The 14,381-nt window shown below is 70.5% G+C and carries 16 protein-coding genes; 9 read left to right on the forward strand and 7 right to left on the reverse strand.

The window, feature by feature from the left end; genetic code table 11:
• The first annotated feature begins 296 nt into the window (after nucleotides 1-296).
• Together F1193_RS09465 and F1193_RS09470 are read left to right on the forward strand one after the other, a co-directional pair.
• Entirely contained in the window at nucleotides 297-1,031 is a 735-nt protein-coding gene (locus tag F1193_RS09465; RefSeq protein WP_150097442.1) for a DUF1223 domain-containing protein, read from the forward strand.
• 402 nt (nucleotides 1,032-1,433) lie between these two features.
• On the forward strand, nucleotides 1,434-1,787 hold the full coding sequence (locus F1193_RS09470; protein WP_150097502.1) for a DUF2794 domain-containing protein: 354 nt from the start codon (nucleotides 1,434-1,436) through the stop codon (nucleotides 1,785-1,787).
• Between the two features lie 4 nt (nucleotides 1,788-1,791).
• On the opposite strand, the gene F1193_RS09475 is transcribed toward F1193_RS09470, so the two are convergent.
• Both F1193_RS09475 and F1193_RS09480 read right to left on the reverse strand, forming a co-directional pair.
• Nucleotides 1,792-2,328: a GNAT family N-acetyltransferase gene (locus F1193_RS09475; protein WP_150097443.1), complete on the reverse strand. Its 537-nt coding sequence runs from the start codon at nucleotides 2,326-2,328 to the stop codon at nucleotides 1,792-1,794.
• Nucleotides 2,329-2,474: 146 nt separating this feature from the next.
• Entirely contained in the window at nucleotides 2,475-3,263 is a 789-nt protein-coding gene (locus F1193_RS09480; protein ID WP_150097444.1) for a Bax inhibitor-1/YccA family protein, read from the reverse strand.
• Between the two features lie 329 nt (nucleotides 3,264-3,592).
• Between F1193_RS09480 and F1193_RS09485 the strand changes: the two genes are divergently transcribed.
• Complete coding sequence (locus tag F1193_RS09485) at nucleotides 3,593-3,823, forward strand: hypothetical protein (protein WP_150097445.1); 231 nt, start codon at nucleotides 3,593-3,595, stop codon at nucleotides 3,821-3,823.
• A 143-nt stretch (nucleotides 3,824-3,966) separates the two neighbouring features.
• Here the strand turns inward: F1193_RS09485 and F1193_RS09490 are convergent, their stop codons facing one another.
• A complete protein-coding gene (locus F1193_RS09490) occupies nucleotides 3,967-6,555 on the reverse strand; it encodes an ABC transporter permease (RefSeq protein WP_150097446.1) in 2,589 nt (862 codons plus the stop codon).
• Between the two features lie 10 nt (nucleotides 6,556-6,565).
• Nucleotides 6,566-7,309: an ABC transporter ATP-binding protein gene (locus F1193_RS09495; protein WP_246164258.1), complete on the reverse strand. Its 744-nt coding sequence runs from the start codon at nucleotides 7,307-7,309 to the stop codon at nucleotides 6,566-6,568.
• Nucleotides 7,310-7,406: 97 nt separating this feature from the next.
• On the opposite strand from F1193_RS09495, the gene F1193_RS09500 reads away from it, so the two are divergent.
• The 3 genes from F1193_RS09500 to F1193_RS09510 all read left to right on the forward strand — a co-directional run bounded on the left by F1193_RS09500 (nucleotide 7,407) and on the right by F1193_RS09510 (nucleotide 9,040).
• The gene (locus F1193_RS09500) at nucleotides 7,407-8,081 is read left to right on the forward strand and encodes an arylesterase (RefSeq protein WP_150097504.1); all 675 of its coding nucleotides are present in this window, start codon (nucleotides 7,407-7,409) and stop codon (nucleotides 8,079-8,081) included.
• A 63-nt stretch (nucleotides 8,082-8,144) separates the two neighbouring features.
• On the forward strand, nucleotides 8,145-8,678 hold the full coding sequence (gene thpR, locus F1193_RS09505) for an RNA 2',3'-cyclic phosphodiesterase (RefSeq protein WP_150097447.1): 534 nt from the start codon (nucleotides 8,145-8,147) through the stop codon (nucleotides 8,676-8,678).
• Between the two features lie 62 nt (nucleotides 8,679-8,740).
• Nucleotides 8,741-9,040, forward strand: a complete 300-nt coding sequence (locus F1193_RS09510) for a 4a-hydroxytetrahydrobiopterin dehydratase (protein ID WP_150097448.1) — start codon at nucleotides 8,741-8,743, stop codon at nucleotides 9,038-9,040.
• A gap of 70 nt (nucleotides 9,041-9,110) precedes the next feature.
• Here the strand turns inward: F1193_RS09510 and F1193_RS09515 are convergent, their stop codons facing one another.
• Entirely contained in the window at nucleotides 9,111-9,635 is a 525-nt protein-coding gene (locus F1193_RS09515; RefSeq protein ID WP_170263489.1) for a PRC-barrel domain-containing protein, read from the reverse strand.
• Nucleotides 9,636-9,968: 333 nt separating this feature from the next.
• Between F1193_RS09515 and F1193_RS09520 the strand changes: the two genes are divergently transcribed.
• From F1193_RS09520 to F1193_RS09530, 3 genes are all read left to right on the forward strand, one after another.
• Nucleotides 9,969-10,397, forward strand: coding sequence for a metallopeptidase family protein (locus F1193_RS09520; RefSeq protein WP_150097450.1), 429 nt, complete (start codon nucleotides 9,969-9,971; stop codon nucleotides 10,395-10,397).
• Nucleotides 10,398-10,540: 143 nt separating this feature from the next.
• The gene (gene leuD, locus F1193_RS09525) at nucleotides 10,541-11,146 is read left to right on the forward strand and encodes a 3-isopropylmalate dehydratase small subunit (protein ID WP_150097451.1); all 606 of its coding nucleotides are present in this window, start codon (nucleotides 10,541-10,543) and stop codon (nucleotides 11,144-11,146) included.
• Between the two features lie 147 nt (nucleotides 11,147-11,293).
• Complete coding sequence (locus F1193_RS09530) at nucleotides 11,294-12,058, forward strand: DUF429 domain-containing protein (RefSeq protein ID WP_150097452.1); 765 nt, start codon at nucleotides 11,294-11,296, stop codon at nucleotides 12,056-12,058.
• 45 nt (nucleotides 12,059-12,103) lie between these two features.
• Here the strand turns inward: F1193_RS09530 and F1193_RS09535 are convergent, their stop codons facing one another.
• Nucleotides 12,104-12,922 (reverse strand): exodeoxyribonuclease III, encoded by an 819-nt coding sequence (locus tag F1193_RS09535; protein WP_150097453.1) that lies wholly within the window; start codon nucleotides 12,920-12,922, stop codon nucleotides 12,104-12,106.
• A 548-nt stretch (nucleotides 12,923-13,470) separates the two neighbouring features.
• Nucleotides 13,471-14,205, reverse strand: coding sequence for an outer-membrane lipoprotein carrier protein LolA (locus F1193_RS09540; RefSeq protein ID WP_150097454.1), 735 nt, complete (start codon nucleotides 14,203-14,205; stop codon nucleotides 13,471-13,473).
• Between the last annotated feature and the right edge of the window lie 176 nt (nucleotides 14,206-14,381).

Below are 14,381 nucleotides of genomic sequence, written 5' to 3' on the forward strand. Positions count from 1 at the left end.
AACACGGGGGGGCGCGCCCGCGGGGCTAACGCGGGGCCCCGCCCCCCGCGGCGGGGGGGGCGCCCCCCGCGGCCCCACCCCCCCCCCCGCCCCCCCGGTTGGCCGGGGGGCCGCGGCCCGATCCGAAAGCGGCGGCGGGCCCCCGCCGGCCGGCGTCGAGCCCCGAAGCCCGCGGCGGGCGGTCCGGCCTCCCCGATCACGGGCGCGCCACTCGGAACCGGCCACACGCAATCGTGCCGGCGCCTCACACCGACGTGACTCCCCCGTGACCGGCCCGGGGTCTATGCAGGCGGACGATGATAGAGCGCCTCCGCTTCCTCCTCGCTTTGATCGCGGCGACGACAATCTCCGGACCACCGGCCGCCATCGCGGCGGAGGGCCCCCGCGTCGTCGAGCTGTTCACCAGCCAGGGCTGCTCGTCCTGCCCGCCGGCCGACACGTTCATCGGCCAACTCGCCGACCGGCCGGGCGTGATCGCCCTGTCGCTGGCGGTCGACTACTGGGACTATCTCGGCTGGAAAGACACGCTGGCGCTTCCCGCCCACGCCGCCCGCCAGCGCGCCTATGCCGAGACGCGCGGCGACCGGCGGCTGTTCACCCCGCAGGTGGTGGTCAATGGCCGCGAGTCGGTGCCGGGCCAGGATCGCGCCGCCATCGAGCGCGCTCTCCAGGCCGCCAGGATCCACACGCCGGTGCCGGTGTCGGCGGCGGTGAAGGATGGCCAGATCAAGGTGTCGGTCGGCGGCAGCAACGGGGTGGCCCGCAGCGGCGAGGTGTGGGTGCTTGGCGTGCAGCGGACGGCCGCGGTCGAGATCAGCCGCGGCGAGAACGCCGGTCACACCGTCGCCTATCGCAATGTGGTGCGGCATATCCGCCGTCTCGCCGCCTGGACCGGGCAGCCGATCGAGGTCGCGGCCGACCTGTCCGCCCTCACCGCCAACGAGTGCGACCTTCTGGTGGTGCTGGTGCAGGATGCGGCGGAGGGACGTCTCGGGCCGGTGTTCGGGGCCGGAATCATGCCGCTGCGCTGACGCCGCCGCGATTCGTCGGCGACGACCGTGTCACCGACGCCCTGCCTTCATCCGGATTTTTTGGGGATTGGACGCCGGCGGAGACGCAACGGCGAAAAAAGCGGGGCCGGCCGCACTGCACCCCAGGGGGCTGGGGGGCTGGGGTTTACCGGGGCGCCGCGCTGGCCGGCCCTCGTGGTGATAAGTCCTGACCCCCATCCTTGTTCCAAGCGTTCGCAAGAAAATGCCCGCGCAAAAGTCGCGCCGGCTGCGACCAAGCTGCGGCCGTGCACGTAGTTCCGGCCGGGCGGTGCCATTTCTGCTTGAACAAGGCAGGATTCCGGCGATCATGACAGATCGGTAACGATTTTCGAGGAGGCGCGCTTGAGCGATATCGAGCCCAGCGGGGACCGCGGAGGCGCTTTGGTCGAATGGACCGCGGCGCCCTCCGCGAACGGATCGGTGGCGGCGCTGGCGCCCTGGGTGACCTTCGACCGGCGCGAGCTCGACAGCATCCTGAACCTCTATGGCCGCAAGGTCGCCGACGGCGAGTGGCGCGACTACGCCATCGATTTCCTGAAGGACCGGGCGGTGTTCTCGGTGTTCCGGCGTACCGCCGACGTGGCGCTCTACCGCATCGAGAAGATCCCCCGCTTCGCCCGCAAGCAGGGCGCCTACAGCGTGGTGTCGGCCACCGGGCTGATCCTGAAGCGCGGCGCCGACCTCGACCGGGTGCTGCGGGTTCTCGACAAGCCGGTGCGGCTGGTGGCGGGGTAACCGATCACCGCCCGGGCGGCGGCACGCCGTCGCCCGGGCCGAGCGGGCGCTGCATCAGCACCGTGTCGAGCCAGCGGCCGTGCTTCCAGCCGGTCGACACCAGCGAGCCGACCATGCGAAATCCCAGCGCGGCATGCAGGCCGATCGAGGCCGCGTTGGCCTGATCGCCGATCACCGCCACCATCTGGCGGAAGCCGCGCTCGGTGCATGTCGCGATCAGCCGGCCGAGCAGCGCCCGGCCGAGGCCTCGCCCGCGGGCGCGCGCATCGAGATAGATCGAATCCTCCACCGTGAAGCGATAGGCCGGCCGGGTGCGGTAGGCGCCGGCATAGGCGTAGCCGAGCACGCCGTCCGCGCCCATCGCCACCAGATACGGCCCGCCGAACGCGGTGACCGCTTCGAAGCGGCGGGCCATCTCGGCCACGTCCGGCGGGTCGAGCTCGAACGAGGCGGTGCCGGCGCGCACGGCCTCGGCATAGATGGCGGCGATGGCCGCGAAGTCGTCCGCCGCGGCGGGGCGGATCTCGAAGGCGATGGACATGGTCCGCGTCCATACGCCGATTTTCGCGGCCGCGGGACCCGCATCGTCCCGCAAGCCAAAGGCGCCCCGAAAACCAAAAGGCCCCGGCGGATGCCGGGGCCTTCGGTCTTGTCAGATTTCGGTCGTGCCGGGTCAGGCGGCCGCGATCACTCGCGATTGCCGAACAGGCTGAGCAGCATGGTGAACAGGTTGATGAAGTTCAGATAGAGCGACAGCGCGCCGAGGATCGCGGTCTTCTCCTGGGTGACGCCGTCCATGCCGCCATAGAGATACTCGGTCTTCAGGCGCTGGGTGTCCCAGGCGGTGAGGCCGGCGAACACCAGCACGCCGATCACCGACACGGCGAACTGCAGGGCGGACGAGGCCAGGAACAGGTTGACCAGCGAGGCGATCACCAGGCCGAACAGGCCCATGATCAGGAACGAGGCCATGCCCGACAGGTCTTTCTTGGTCGTGTAGCCGTAAAGCGACAGCGCACCGAACGACGCGGCGGTGATGAAGAACACCCGCACGATCGAGGTGTGCGTGTAGACCAGGAAGATCGAGGCGAGCGACAGGCCCATCAGGCCGGCGAACACCCAGAAGGTGATCTGGGCCGCCTGCGGGCTCATCGAATTGATGCGGGCGCCGAGCAGGAACACGACGCCGAGCGGCGCGAGCATGATGACGTACTTCAGCGGGCTGATGAACACCCACTGGCCGAATGCGGTGAGCATCAGCCCTTCGCGCAGGCGCACAGCCGCACTGGCGGGATCGTCCGTCACCGAGAGCATGTAGGTGCCGAGCGCGGCGAAGCCCGTGATTGCGAGCCCGAGCATCATGTAATTGTAGATGCTGAGCATGTAGGCGCGCAGGCCGGCGTCGACCGCAGCGGCCTCGGCGCGCGGAACCGTTCTGCCGAACGGCGCTGCAGCGTTCCGATCAAACTGTGCCATCGTAATCCTCGTGCTTTCCCTGCCGGAGATCACTCAAACCGTGCTCGCCCCCCGGCTTGCCGGGTAGATAGGCGGGCCATCGGTACGGTACAAGGGCAGGCCATCGCGCGCCGCCCCCAATCTGCCCGTGCGGCACCGGGCCGCTCGAACAGAGTTAAGCATCTTTTGCGCCGCTGCAAGGCCGGACCGGTCCGCGCGCATCCAATTGCCGGCAAGGTACCAACACGAGACCGGCGCGGAACCGGCCGTCCAATTCGACCGATCGGGCAAACGGTCCATCAAGGATCGGGTTTCACACTGGCGGCGGAATGGGGCCGGAGACCCTCCTCATGCACGACCCGATCGACAACCTCATGGTGCGCGTGCGCTGCCCCGAGTGCCGCAACAGTTTCCGGGCGCGGGTTCACCGCCTGCTGTTCGCGGCACGGGTGGCCTGCCCGCTGTGCCACACCGAGATGTTCTTCCACGTCAGCCGCCACGGCGAGAACGAGGACGTCGCGCACTACATCCGCTATGTCGAGGGCCGCACCCGCCACCCGCATTTCTTCGCCAGCCGCTGAGGGGCCGGCGATCGAAATGTCATACGGTTTCCGGTCGATCCCTTCGGGATGCCGGAAACGGTCCCGCCGAAAAATCCTTGAGCTGGAAGGGATTTCTCGGCGATCGGAAGACGGCTCGAAGGCTTGATCAGCCGGAAACCGTATCACAGATGCCGCAGCACCGGCGCCGGCCGCTCGCCCAGCGCCCGCCAGGTGCCGATAAGGCCGAACGCCACCGTCAGCACCAGCGCCGCCGCCACCGAGACGAGCGCGCCGGCCCAGTCCCACACGAACGCGATCCGCATCGCCTGCGACACGATCGCCCAGCCGGCGAGCGAGCCGGCCAGCACGCCGAAGGTGGCGGTGACGGCGCCGAGCATGGCGTATTCCAGCCCGTACGCCTTGAGCAGCCGGCCGCGCGTCGCCCCCAGCGTCTTGAGGATCACCGCGTCATAGACGCGGTGGCGGTGGCCGGCGGCCAGCGCGCCGGCCAGCACCAGCACGGCGGCGATCAGCGTCACCGTGCTGGCGCCGCGAATGCCGGCGATCAGATTGCCGACGAGGTCGTTGACCGCCGCCAGCGCGTCCTTGACCCGCACCGTGGTGACAGTGGGGAATTCCGCGGCGACCCGGGTGAGCACGGCAAGTTCGCCCGCGCCGCCATTGGGCAGGGCGAGGGTGGCGAGGTGGGTGTGCGGCGCGCCGCGGAAGGCCGACGGGCTGAACACCATGACGAAATTGATGCCGAGCGAGTCCCACTCCAGGGCGCGCAGGTTCGACAGCGTCGCCTCGATGTTGCGGCCGAGCACATTGACGACGATCCGGTCGCCGACCTTGAGCCCGAACGCGTCGGCGATGCGCTTTTCCATCGACACCAGCGGCGGGCCGGCATAGCCGGCCGGCCACCAGTCGCCGGCCACCACGCGCGAGCCCTCGGGCGGCGTCTCGGCATAGGTGATGCCGCGGTCGCCCGACAGCACCCAGGCGACGTTCTGCGGCGCCTCGATGGTCTCCACCGGCCGGCCGCCGAGCGACACCAGCCGGCCGCGCAGCATCGGCACCCGCGTCAGCGTGCCGTCCGGGGCGAGGCCCCGCACGAAGGCGTCGAACCGGCCGGCCTCGGCATTGGGAATGTCGACGAAGAAGAAGCTCGGCGCCCGCTCGGGCAGCGAGGCGGTGAACTGGCGGCGCAGGTTCGAATCGATCTGCGCCAGCGTCACCAGCAGCGCCAGCCCGAGCCCCAACGACAGCACCACCGAGGGGGTGACCGCGCCGGGCCGGTGGATGTTGGCGAGCGCGAGGCGCAGCTCGGTCGAGCGCACGGGCGGCAGGCGGCGCGCCAGCGCCATGATGCCGGAGGCGACGAGGCGCAGCAGCAGGAACACCGCGCCGGCCGCCCCGACATAGACGGCAGCCAGCGTCGGGTCGCCGGAGGTGAGGATCGCCAGCGCGGCCAGCGCCGCCGCCGCCGCACCGGTCAGCGCGATGTAGCGGCGGCGCGGCCACCGCCGCTCCGGCGCCACCATGTCGCGGAACAGCGCCGACACCGGCACGTCATGGGCGCGGCCGAGCGGCCACAGCGCGAAGGCCAGCGCGGTCACGAGGCCGTAGAGCGCGGCGAGCCCCAGCACGCCGGGATAGAGCGCCGGCGCCAGCGGGATCGGGATCAGCGCGCCGAATGCGCCCGAGACGACGAACGGCAGGCCGGCGCCGACGCCAAGCCCGATGACGACGCCGAGCCCGCCGAGCAGCAGCACCTGGGCGAGATAGATGGCGAACACCCGCGCGCCGGTGGCGCCGAGCGTCTTGAAGGTGGCGATGACCTCGCGCTTCTTGTCCATGTAGCTCTTCACCGCGCCGGCCACGCCGACGCCGCCGACGATCAGCGCGGTCAGCCCGACGAAGGTGAGGAACTGGGTGAAGCGCTCGATCTGGCGCTCAAGCTGCGGCGAAGCGTTGGCGCGGGTGCGCACCTCCCAGCCGGCCTGGGGGAATCGTTCGGCCGCGGCTGCGGCCACGGCGCGGGCCGCGGCATCGCTCGCCTGCGGCAGCAGCAGCCGGTAGGTCCAGCGCACCAGGCTGCCGGGCTGCACGAGGCCGGTGGCGCGCAGGCCGTCCTCGCCGATCAGCAGGCGCGGGCCGAAGCCGATGCCGCCGGCCAGCTGGTCGGGCTCCTGCACCACCAGCGCGCGGACCTCGAAGGTCGCGGCCCCCACCACCAGACGCTCGCCGGGCTTGAGGCCAAGCCGGCTCAGCAGCGCCGGATCGGCGGCGGCGCCGAACGCGCCGTCCCGGCGGACAAGCAGGTCGGCGGTGGCGAGCGGCGGGTCGAGCTTGAGCGCCCCGAGCCGCGGATAGGTGGGGCCCACCGCCTTCATCTCGACCAGCGTCGAGGCGCCGTCGGCACTGTCGGTGGCCTTGCGGGCCATGCCGCGCATGGTGGCGACGAGATCGGCCGTCCCGGTCTCGGCGAAGAACGCCTGCTCGGCGGCGCTGGCCTCGCGATGGATCAGCGAGAACGACACATCGGCGCCCAGAATGGTACGGCCCTCGCGGGCGATGCCGTCGGTGAGCGCCTTCGACACCGAGCCGACGCCGGCAATGGCTGTGACGCCGAGCGCGATGCAGGCGAGGAAGATGCGAAAGCCCTTTATGCCGCCGCGCAGCTCGCGCAGCGCCAGCCGGAACGCCAGCCGCAGGGACTGGAGCGAAGCCTGGAAACCGCCGCCGGCGGCCGGAACGAACGCGCTCATGCCCTTATGCTCATGCCGGCGCCAAGGCGCGGGCCTCGGCGTCGGCCTCGATGCGGCCGGAGCGGATGCGCACCGTGCGGTCGCAGCGCCGCGCCAAGGCGACGTCGTGGGTGACGACGATCAAGGTGGCGCCGCGCTCGCGCTGCTGCTCGAACAGCAGCTCGGCGATCGCCGCGCCGGTGGCGTCGTCGAGATTGCCGGTCGGCTCGTCGGCGACCAGGATCGGCGGGTTGGGCGCCAGCGCCCGCGCCAGCGCGACCCGCTGCTGCTCGCCGCCGGAGAGCTGGGCCGGATAGTGGCCGAGGCGGTCGCTCAGGCCGACGGTGACGAGCTCCTGCCGGGCGCGGTCGAACGCGTCGGCGATGCCGGCAAGCTCCAGCGGCACCGCGACGTTCTCCAGCGCCGTCATGGTCGGGATGAGGTGGAAGGACTGGAAGACGATGCCGATGTGGCGGCCGCGGAAGCGGGCGAGCGCGTCCTCGCCAAGCTCCATCAGGTTCTCGCCTGCCACCTCGACCCGGCCCGAATCGGGCTTCTCCAGCCCGGCCATCACCATCAGCAGGGTTGACTTGCCCGAGCCGGACGGCCCTACCAATCCCACCGCCTCGCCCCGATCTATGGCGAGGTCGACGTCCTTCAGCACGTGGACCCGGGCTGCCCCCCGGCCCAGCCACAAATCAACCCCCGCCAGGGCGATCGCTGGTGTCGATGCGTGCATTTTCGAGGTCTTGGCCGTTTTCGAGGTCTTTGTCATGCCGATCCGGTTCCGAGCGGGCACGCGCCCCGCGCCGGCACAATATGGGGAGCTGGCCGCGCCCCACCAGCGCCGGCCCGGCCTTGCGCGCCGGGCGATGCTGATCGGGCTGGGAGCCGCCGCCATGGCCGCCCTTGCCTTCACCCCCGCCCCTGCCGGCGCCGAGGACGGCCCGATCCGCCTCGTTGCGCTGGGCGACAGCCTGACCGCCGGCTACGGCCTGCCGGCGGACGCAGCCCTGCCGGCGCAGCTCCAGGCGCGGCTTGAGGCGCGCGGTCACAAGGTGGTGATCGCCAATGCCGGCGTGTCGGGCGACACCGCCTCGGGCGGCCTGGAGCGGCTCGACTGGGCGATCGCGGGCGACACCGAGGGGGTGATCGTCGCGCTCGGCGCCAATGACGCGCTGCGCGGCATCGACCCGGCGGTGACGCGCAAGGCGCTCGACACGATCCTCGCCCTCCTCGATGCCAAGGGCCTGCCGGTGCTGCTCGCCGGCATGTACGCGCCACGCAACATGGGCGAGAGCTACACCCGCACCTTCGACGCCATCTATCCCGACCTCGCCCGCCGGCACGGCGCGGTGCTCTATCCCTTCCTGCTGGAGGGCGTGGCGGGCACGGCCCGGCTCAATCTCGGCGACGGCATCCACCCCACCGCCGAAGGCGTGGGCCTGGTCGCCGAGCGGCTGGTGCCGTCGGTCGAGGAGCTATTGGCGCGCATCCGCGCCCGGCGCGGCGACGCGAAAGACGCGCCCGCGCCGACGCGCGGTTGACCGGCCCCGCGCGGTCCGGCAAACGAGGACGTGGCCACCGGCCGCGAGGGCGAGGAGGAAGCGATGCCGCGTCTCTTCACGGGACTGGAGATCCCGGCCGAGATCGGCGCCTCGCTGATGCTGCTGCGCGGCGGCCTGCCCGGCGCCCGCTGGGTCGAGCCCGGCGATTTCCACATCACGCTGCGCTTCATCGGCGACGTCGACGAGCGCATCGCCGGCGAGGTGGCGCTGATGCTGGCCGGCATCACGCGCAAGGCTTTCGAAGTGTCGCTGGTCGGGCTCGATGCCTTCGGCGGCAACAAGCCGCGCGCGGTCTATGTGCCGGTCGAGGCGCCGCCGGTGCTGATGGAGCTGCAGGCCGAGCACGAGCGGCTGATGCAGCGCATCGGCCTGCCGGCCGAAAGCCGCAACTACCGGCCGCACGTGACGCTGGCACGGCTGCGCGATACCTCGCCGCGCGTCGTCGCCGACTACCTGGCCACCCGCGGCCTCTATCGCAGTCCGCCGATCCGGGTCGGACGCTTCGTGCTGTTCTCGTCGCGGGCCTCGGTCGGCGGCGGCCCCTATGTCGTCGAAGCCGCCTATCCGTTGCTCTGACGTGTCCGACCCCGGACATCCAACCCACCCGACACCCGACTGACCCGACCCGAGGAGACATCATGCGTGAAAAGCTGACCGGACCGAAACGCGAGCAGGCGCTGCGGGCGCTGCCCGGCTGGCGCGAGGCCGACGACCGCGACGCCATCACCAAGCGCTTCGTGTTCCGCGATTTCAGCGAGGCCTTCGGCTGGATGACGCGGGTGGCGCTGGTGGCCGAGCGGATGGACCACCACCCCGAATGGCTCAACGTCTACAAGACGGTGGAGGTGACGCTGTCGACCCACGACGCCGGCGGCGTCACCGAGCTCGACGCGGCGCTGGCCAAGATCATGGACGGAATCGCCGCCCAGATCCGCTGATGCGGGACGCAACCGACAGGCCGGAGCCGAGACTGGCTCCGGCCTGCAGTGCATTGGGTGCGTCGCAGCCTCAGCGCGGCATGCTGCCAGATCCGGACGGGCTCACCAGCCAGCCGGTGGTGGCCGGGCGCTGGACCCGGAAGTCGGGCGCGCTCTTGAGCTGGTCCTTGGTGGCGTTCAGCGTGATGCGGTTGCGGGCGTTCCAGCCGGTGCCGCTCGGCCGGATGCCGCTCGATCCGGAGACTTCGGAGACCTGGAGCGCCGTCAGCGGCACCGCGACGTTCTTCTCGCCGACGCCGAGAAAGCCGCCGACGCCGAACACCACGGCCTGGATCTGACCGGACGTGTCGACCACGACATCCTTGATGTCGCCGATCGTGGCGCCGTCCGCGCCATAGATGTTGGCCTCCATCAGCTCGGAGGCCATCAGTTGGCCGGTTTGCGGCATCTGGTGGAAGGTGAGCGGCCCGGGCCGGCTGTGGCTGGCGCCGGGGGCCAAAGGAGACATCGAGGGTGACATCGACGATTGGGCAAGTGCAGGACCGGTGGCGAGCGCAAGGGCGGCCACGGCGGCCGCGAAGAGCTTGTTCGTCATCTGGTTCTCCTGGGGGTTGAGGTGGACCGCGCAGTTGCGCGTGCCCATCGACGCCCCCCCAACGTCCCCCGCCGGGGATGGTTCCGGCTTCGACAAGCTCGGCCGCGCCGCCGGCCGGCGAACCGCGGGGCCGGAGCATCGCGGCCGGCGCGGTCGAGGCCGCGCCGGAAGAGTCTGGTGCCAAACCCGATTTTCCGGGCACGGATGGTGCGGCCGGCTGGGCCGATCCGTCGCGATACGTATAAAACCCTAACTTACATCCGGCTGGCCAAAGCTCCAGATGAGGCCCTCCGGATGAGGTTCGGCACCCGAGCCTCGAACAAGGCGGCAGCAATGGCGGATCTGGACTCGATCTCCCTGCCCTGGGCTGCGCGTCAGGCGCCCTCGCTCGACGAGATGACGGCGATGGCGGAAGCCGCGTTCGCCCGCCTGCCGGCCGCCTTCCGCGCATTGTGCGAGGGGCTGGTGATCCAGGTCGCCGAGTTCCCGACCGACGAGGTGCTGGACGAAATGGAGCTTGAGAGCCCGTTCGACCTGCTCGGCCTGTTCCAGGGCCTGGGCCTCGCCCAGGACGAGGCGGTGGCCCCGACCGGCCGGCTGCCCAACATGATCTGGCTCTACCGGCGGCCGATCCTCGACTACTGGGCCGAGCACGAGGAGCCGCTGGGCAGCATCGTCACCCATGTGCTGGTGCACGAGATCGGCCACCATGTCGGGCTGTCGGACGCCGACATGGCCGCGATCGAGCGCGACGCGAGGTGACCGGCGGCCGTCCCCGAGTGCCGGGAGACCCAGGTAAGTCGGGAAACCCTGGAATGCCTTGAAACGGCACCCCCGTTCTGGCAAACCGCCGGCACGATCTTCGGCCCCATGGCCGGAACAACCGACGTGGCTCGGAGGGTTCGATGGACAGGTTCACGGTGCTCACGGGCGTCGCCGCGCCGCTCAGGGTGGTCAATGTCGATACCGACATGATCATCCCCAAGCAGTTCCTGAAGACCATCAAGCGCACCGGCCTCGGCAAGGGCCTGTTCTCGGAGGCGCGCTATCGCGACGACGGCAGCGACAACCCGGACTTCGTGCTCAACCAGCCGGCCTATCGCAATGCCAGGATTCTGGTGGCCGGCGACAATTTCGGCTGCGGCTCCAGCCGCGAGCACGCACCCTGGGCGCTGCTCGACTTCGGCATCCGCTGCATCATCTCGACGAGCTTCGCCGACATCTTCTACAACAACTGCTTCAAGAACGGCATTCTGCCGATCAAGGTGAGCCCCGAGGAGCTGGAGAAGCTGTTCGACGACGCCGAGCGCGGCGCCAATGCGACGCTCACCATCGACCTGGAGAAGCAGGAAATCCGCGGGCCGGACGGCGGCGTCATCGCCTTCGACATCGACCCGTTCCGCAAGCACTGCCTGCTCAACGGCCTCGACGACATCGGCCTGACCATGGTCAAGGCCGACCGCATCGAGAAATTCGAGACGGACACCGCCGCCAGCCGCCCCTGGCTGTGACGGCCCGATCACCCTGATTGTCATCCCGGGCAAGCGGCGAAGCCGCGCGACCCGGGATCGTCCTCGGGATTGACGCCTACCCGGCAAACGGTCCCGGGTCTCGCTCCCGCTCGCCCGGGACGACGACTTTGGCCAACGGAGCGGCCGATGGACGAGGTCTGGCTCGCCGGCGTCGATGGCTGTCCGGGCGGCTGGATCGCCGCCTTCGTGCGGCCTGAGGGCAACGCGGTGCGGCTCCGGACGGTCGGCACCTTCGCCGAGGTGATCGCGGCCCCCGAGCGGCCGGCCATCATCGCCGTCGATATTCCGATCGGCCTGCCCGAACGCGGCGGCCGTGGCGGCCGGGCCGCCGAGAACGCCGTGCGGCCGCTCTTGGGCGCGCGCCAATCCTCGGTGTTCGCCATGCCCTCGCGCGCCGCCGTCTATGCCGAGACGGCGTGGCCGCTCGCGGCGGCCGACCTTGCCGCCGCCCACCGCCGCGCCTCGGCGGTGGCGCGGGCCACCTCCGACCCGCCGCGCGGCGTCGCCATCCAGGCCTTCTGCGTGTTTGCCAAGGTCCGCGAACTCGACGCGCTGCTGCACGCCGACCCGGCCTTGGCGCGCCGGGTGTTCGAGACTCATCCCGAAGTGGCGTTCTGGCGGCTGAACGGCGCGGCGGCGCTCAGCGAACCCAAGAAGGTGAAGGGCCGTCCCTACGGTCCGGGCCTCGACCTGCGCCGCCGGCTGCTCGCCGCGGGCGGCCTGCCGGCCGAGGCGATGGCGGAGCCGCCGCCCGGTGCCGGCGCCGACGATCTGCTCGACGCGCTGGCCTGCGCGCTCACCGCCCGCCGCCTGCGGGCCGGGCTGGCGGAGCCCTTCCCCGATCCGCCCGAGCGCGACGCCTTCGGCCTGCCGATGGCGATCTGGGCGTGATCCCGCTCAAGACCAGCAAATCGCGGAAACGACGGCTCGCAGAGACTACAGATCGAACGTCGCCAGCACCGGCACGTGGTCCGACGGCCGCGGCCAGCTTCGCGCCTCGGTGAGCACCGACATCGCCACGAAGCCCGGCGCCAGCGGCGCGCTCGCCCACACATGGTCGAGCCGGCGGCCGCGGTTGGACACCGTCCAGTCGGCGGCGCGGTAGCTCCACCACGTATAGAGCTTCTCGTCCGCCGGCACCTGGCGGCGCATGACGTCGACCCAGCCGCCCGCCGCCTGCCAGGCGGTGAGCTTGTCGACCTCGACCGGGGTGTGGCTGACCACGTTGAGAAGCTGCTTGTGGCTCCACACGTCATGCTCCAGCGGCGCGACGTTGAGGTCGCCGACCAGGATGGCCCGCCCGCTGCGGCCTTGCGCCGCGAGCCGGTCGCACGCCGCAAGCTCGTCGAGGAAATCGAGCTTGTGGGCGAATTTGGGATTCGCGTCCGGGTCGGGCTCGTCGCCGCCGGCCGGAATGTAGAAGCCGTGCAGCTCGACCGGCGAATCGAGGCCCGCCGCCGCGCCGAGCGTCACCGCGACGTGGCGGCAGTCGTTCTTGTTGCAGAACGCCCGGCGCTCAATGCTCTCGAACGGCAGCTTCGACAGCATCGCCACGCCGTGCCAGCCCTTCTGGCCGTTCAGCGCGGCGTGCGGATAGCCCATCTCGGCGATCGCCCGCAGCGGGAACTTGTCGTCCGGGCACTTGGTCTCCTGCAGGCAGACGATGTCCGGAGCCTGCTCGGCGACGAGCCGGCCCAGGAGATCGAGGCGCAGGCGGACGGAGTTGATGTTCCAGGTGGCAACGCAAAGACGCATGACGGCTCACGCGGGCGGAAGCGCAAACGGCTGCCGCGGCATTGCCTGCCGACCGCAGCACATCGATTCGGCAGGGACGGGGGACGGCTGGCCTTGGGACGGCGAAACCGGCTGGCCGGGGCTTCCGGCATCGCGCAACCTCGTTGCCGTCGGCGGGCGGGGCGCGAAAGGGTCTAGCCCAGGGCAATGCGGCTGTCATGCGCAATCGGGCTGACCGCAGCGCCCGGGGCGGAGCCCGCAAGACCTGACCTCAAGACCAAGACCTGATCTCAAGACCAAGGCCAGCCCTCAAGACCTGGAGCGGTCGCAAGATCGAACGGAGATCAGGATCGAGGGGGGCAAAATTAAAATGCGCCCGGTCTCGGGGAAGACCGGGCGCATTTGCTTGGGGCACGCATCGGGAGGGCACCGACGTGGCCGCTGCTGGTGCGTCGGAGGTTCGCACCGCTCGGCGTTGGCCTGTTCACAAGATGGCATATCCCACGGCGCAAACAAGTGCGGACTCAGCAAAGCCGCGCGTTTCGGAGCGCGACATTCGGCCGCGTCCCCTACTGGAGTACGCGCTCATAGTTGATGCGGAATAGATCAGCGCTCGGACGTTTGGTTGTGTCGACGTTGTAGATCGCGACTGTGGTGTCAAATCCCTGGGGATCGGTCACGGTCCACTGCTTCAGTTGGTAGTCCTGAGCGCCGAACATCAGCATCAACCGGTGCGTACCTGCGACCGGATGACGCTCTTCCAGCACCACCGACACGAACAGGTCGTCCTTCTGGACGGCGATCACCGGCGCATCGCGCAACAGGTCGATCTTCTCGGCGAGCAGGAAGCGCAGCGGCGTCTGCGACAGCGGCGTGATTTCCTGGGTCGCCAGCTTGCGGTCGCGCACGGCGATGGAGCCGCCGTCGGAGATGAATTCGATCGGGCTCGGCGGCGCGTAGTCGAACCGCACCTTGCCGGGCTTCTGGAGATAGAAATGGCCCTGGGTGCGCGAGCCGTCCGGCGCCACCTGGACGAATTCGCCGGAGGCGACGGTAAGCGCGTTGAAGACGCCGTTGATCCTCTGCACCAGATCGCGCGTCGGCGGGTCCAGCGCGGCGATCGATCCCTTGGCCGGGCCGGGCGAGCGCACCGGGACCGGAATCACCGCCCCGCTGCCGGTGGCCGGCACGACGGCGGGAATGGCCTCGGCGCCGGGCAGCTGGACCGGGCTGACGGCCATCGGCGGAGCGGGCGGCTGCCCGCCGGCCGGCGCCGAAGGCTCGGCCAGTGCGGGCAGAGCCATCGCCACCACGCCGACCGCCGCCGCAACGACAAGCCCGTAACGCATCGCAAATCCTCCGAAGGGAAAAACACGTGTCCTGCTAATACCCGGCCATGGCGAGAATGCGGCCCCTGGCCGCGGCCGAACCGAGCCCACAGGGCGCGGACGAGACGGTCACGGCAGCGCAATCCGCGAGC

Source organism: Blastochloris sulfoviridis (assembly GCF_008630065.1).
In the GTDB taxonomy this organism is placed as follows: domain Bacteria; phylum Pseudomonadota; class Alphaproteobacteria; order Rhizobiales; family Xanthobacteraceae; genus Blastochloris; species Blastochloris sulfoviridis.

Excerpts from the sequence above, each read along its gene's own strand:
- F1193_RS09535 (WP_150097453.1), bottom strand. The coding sequence starts at position 12,922 with ATGCGTCTTTGCGTTGCCACCTGGAACATCAACTCCGTCCGCCTGCGC.
- F1193_RS09485 (WP_150097445.1), top strand. The coding sequence starts at position 3,593 with ATGCACGACCCGATCGACAACCTCATGGTGCGCGTGCGCTGCCCCGAG.
- F1193_RS09520 (WP_150097450.1), top strand. The coding sequence starts at position 9,969 with ATGGCGGATCTGGACTCGATCTCCCTGCCCTGGGCTGCGCGTCAGGCG.
- F1193_RS09530 (WP_150097452.1), top strand. The coding sequence starts at position 11,294 with ATGGACGAGGTCTGGCTCGCCGGCGTCGATGGCTGTCCGGGCGGCTGG.
- F1193_RS09475 (WP_150097443.1), bottom strand. The coding sequence starts at position 2,328 with ATGTCCATCGCCTTCGAGATCCGCCCCGCCGCGGCGGACGACTTCGCG.
- F1193_RS09490 (WP_150097446.1), bottom strand. The coding sequence starts at position 6,555 with ATGAGCGCGTTCGTTCCGGCCGCCGGCGGCGGTTTCCAGGCTTCGCTC.
- F1193_RS09515 (WP_170263489.1), bottom strand. The coding sequence starts at position 9,635 with ATGACGAACAAGCTCTTCGCGGCCGCCGTGGCCGCCCTTGCGCTCGCC.
- F1193_RS09540 (WP_150097454.1), bottom strand. The coding sequence starts at position 14,205 with ATGGCTCTGCCCGCACTGGCCGAGCCTTCGGCGCCGGCCGGCGGGCAG.
- F1193_RS09510 (WP_150097448.1), top strand. The coding sequence starts at position 8,741 with ATGCGTGAAAAGCTGACCGGACCGAAACGCGAGCAGGCGCTGCGGGCG.
- thpR (WP_150097447.1), top strand. The coding sequence starts at position 8,145 with ATGCCGCGTCTCTTCACGGGACTGGAGATCCCGGCCGAGATCGGCGCC.
- F1193_RS09480 (WP_150097444.1), bottom strand. The coding sequence starts at position 3,263 with ATGGCACAGTTTGATCGGAACGCTGCAGCGCCGTTCGGCAGAACGGTT.
- leuD (WP_150097451.1), top strand. The coding sequence starts at position 10,541 with ATGGACAGGTTCACGGTGCTCACGGGCGTCGCCGCGCCGCTCAGGGTG.
- F1193_RS09495 (WP_246164258.1), bottom strand. The coding sequence starts at position 7,309 with ATGACAAAGACCTCGAAAACGGCCAAGACCTCGAAAATGCACGCATCG.
- F1193_RS09465 (WP_150097442.1), top strand. The coding sequence starts at position 297 with ATGATAGAGCGCCTCCGCTTCCTCCTCGCTTTGATCGCGGCGACGACA.
- F1193_RS09500 (WP_150097504.1), top strand. The coding sequence starts at position 7,407 with ATGCTGATCGGGCTGGGAGCCGCCGCCATGGCCGCCCTTGCCTTCACC.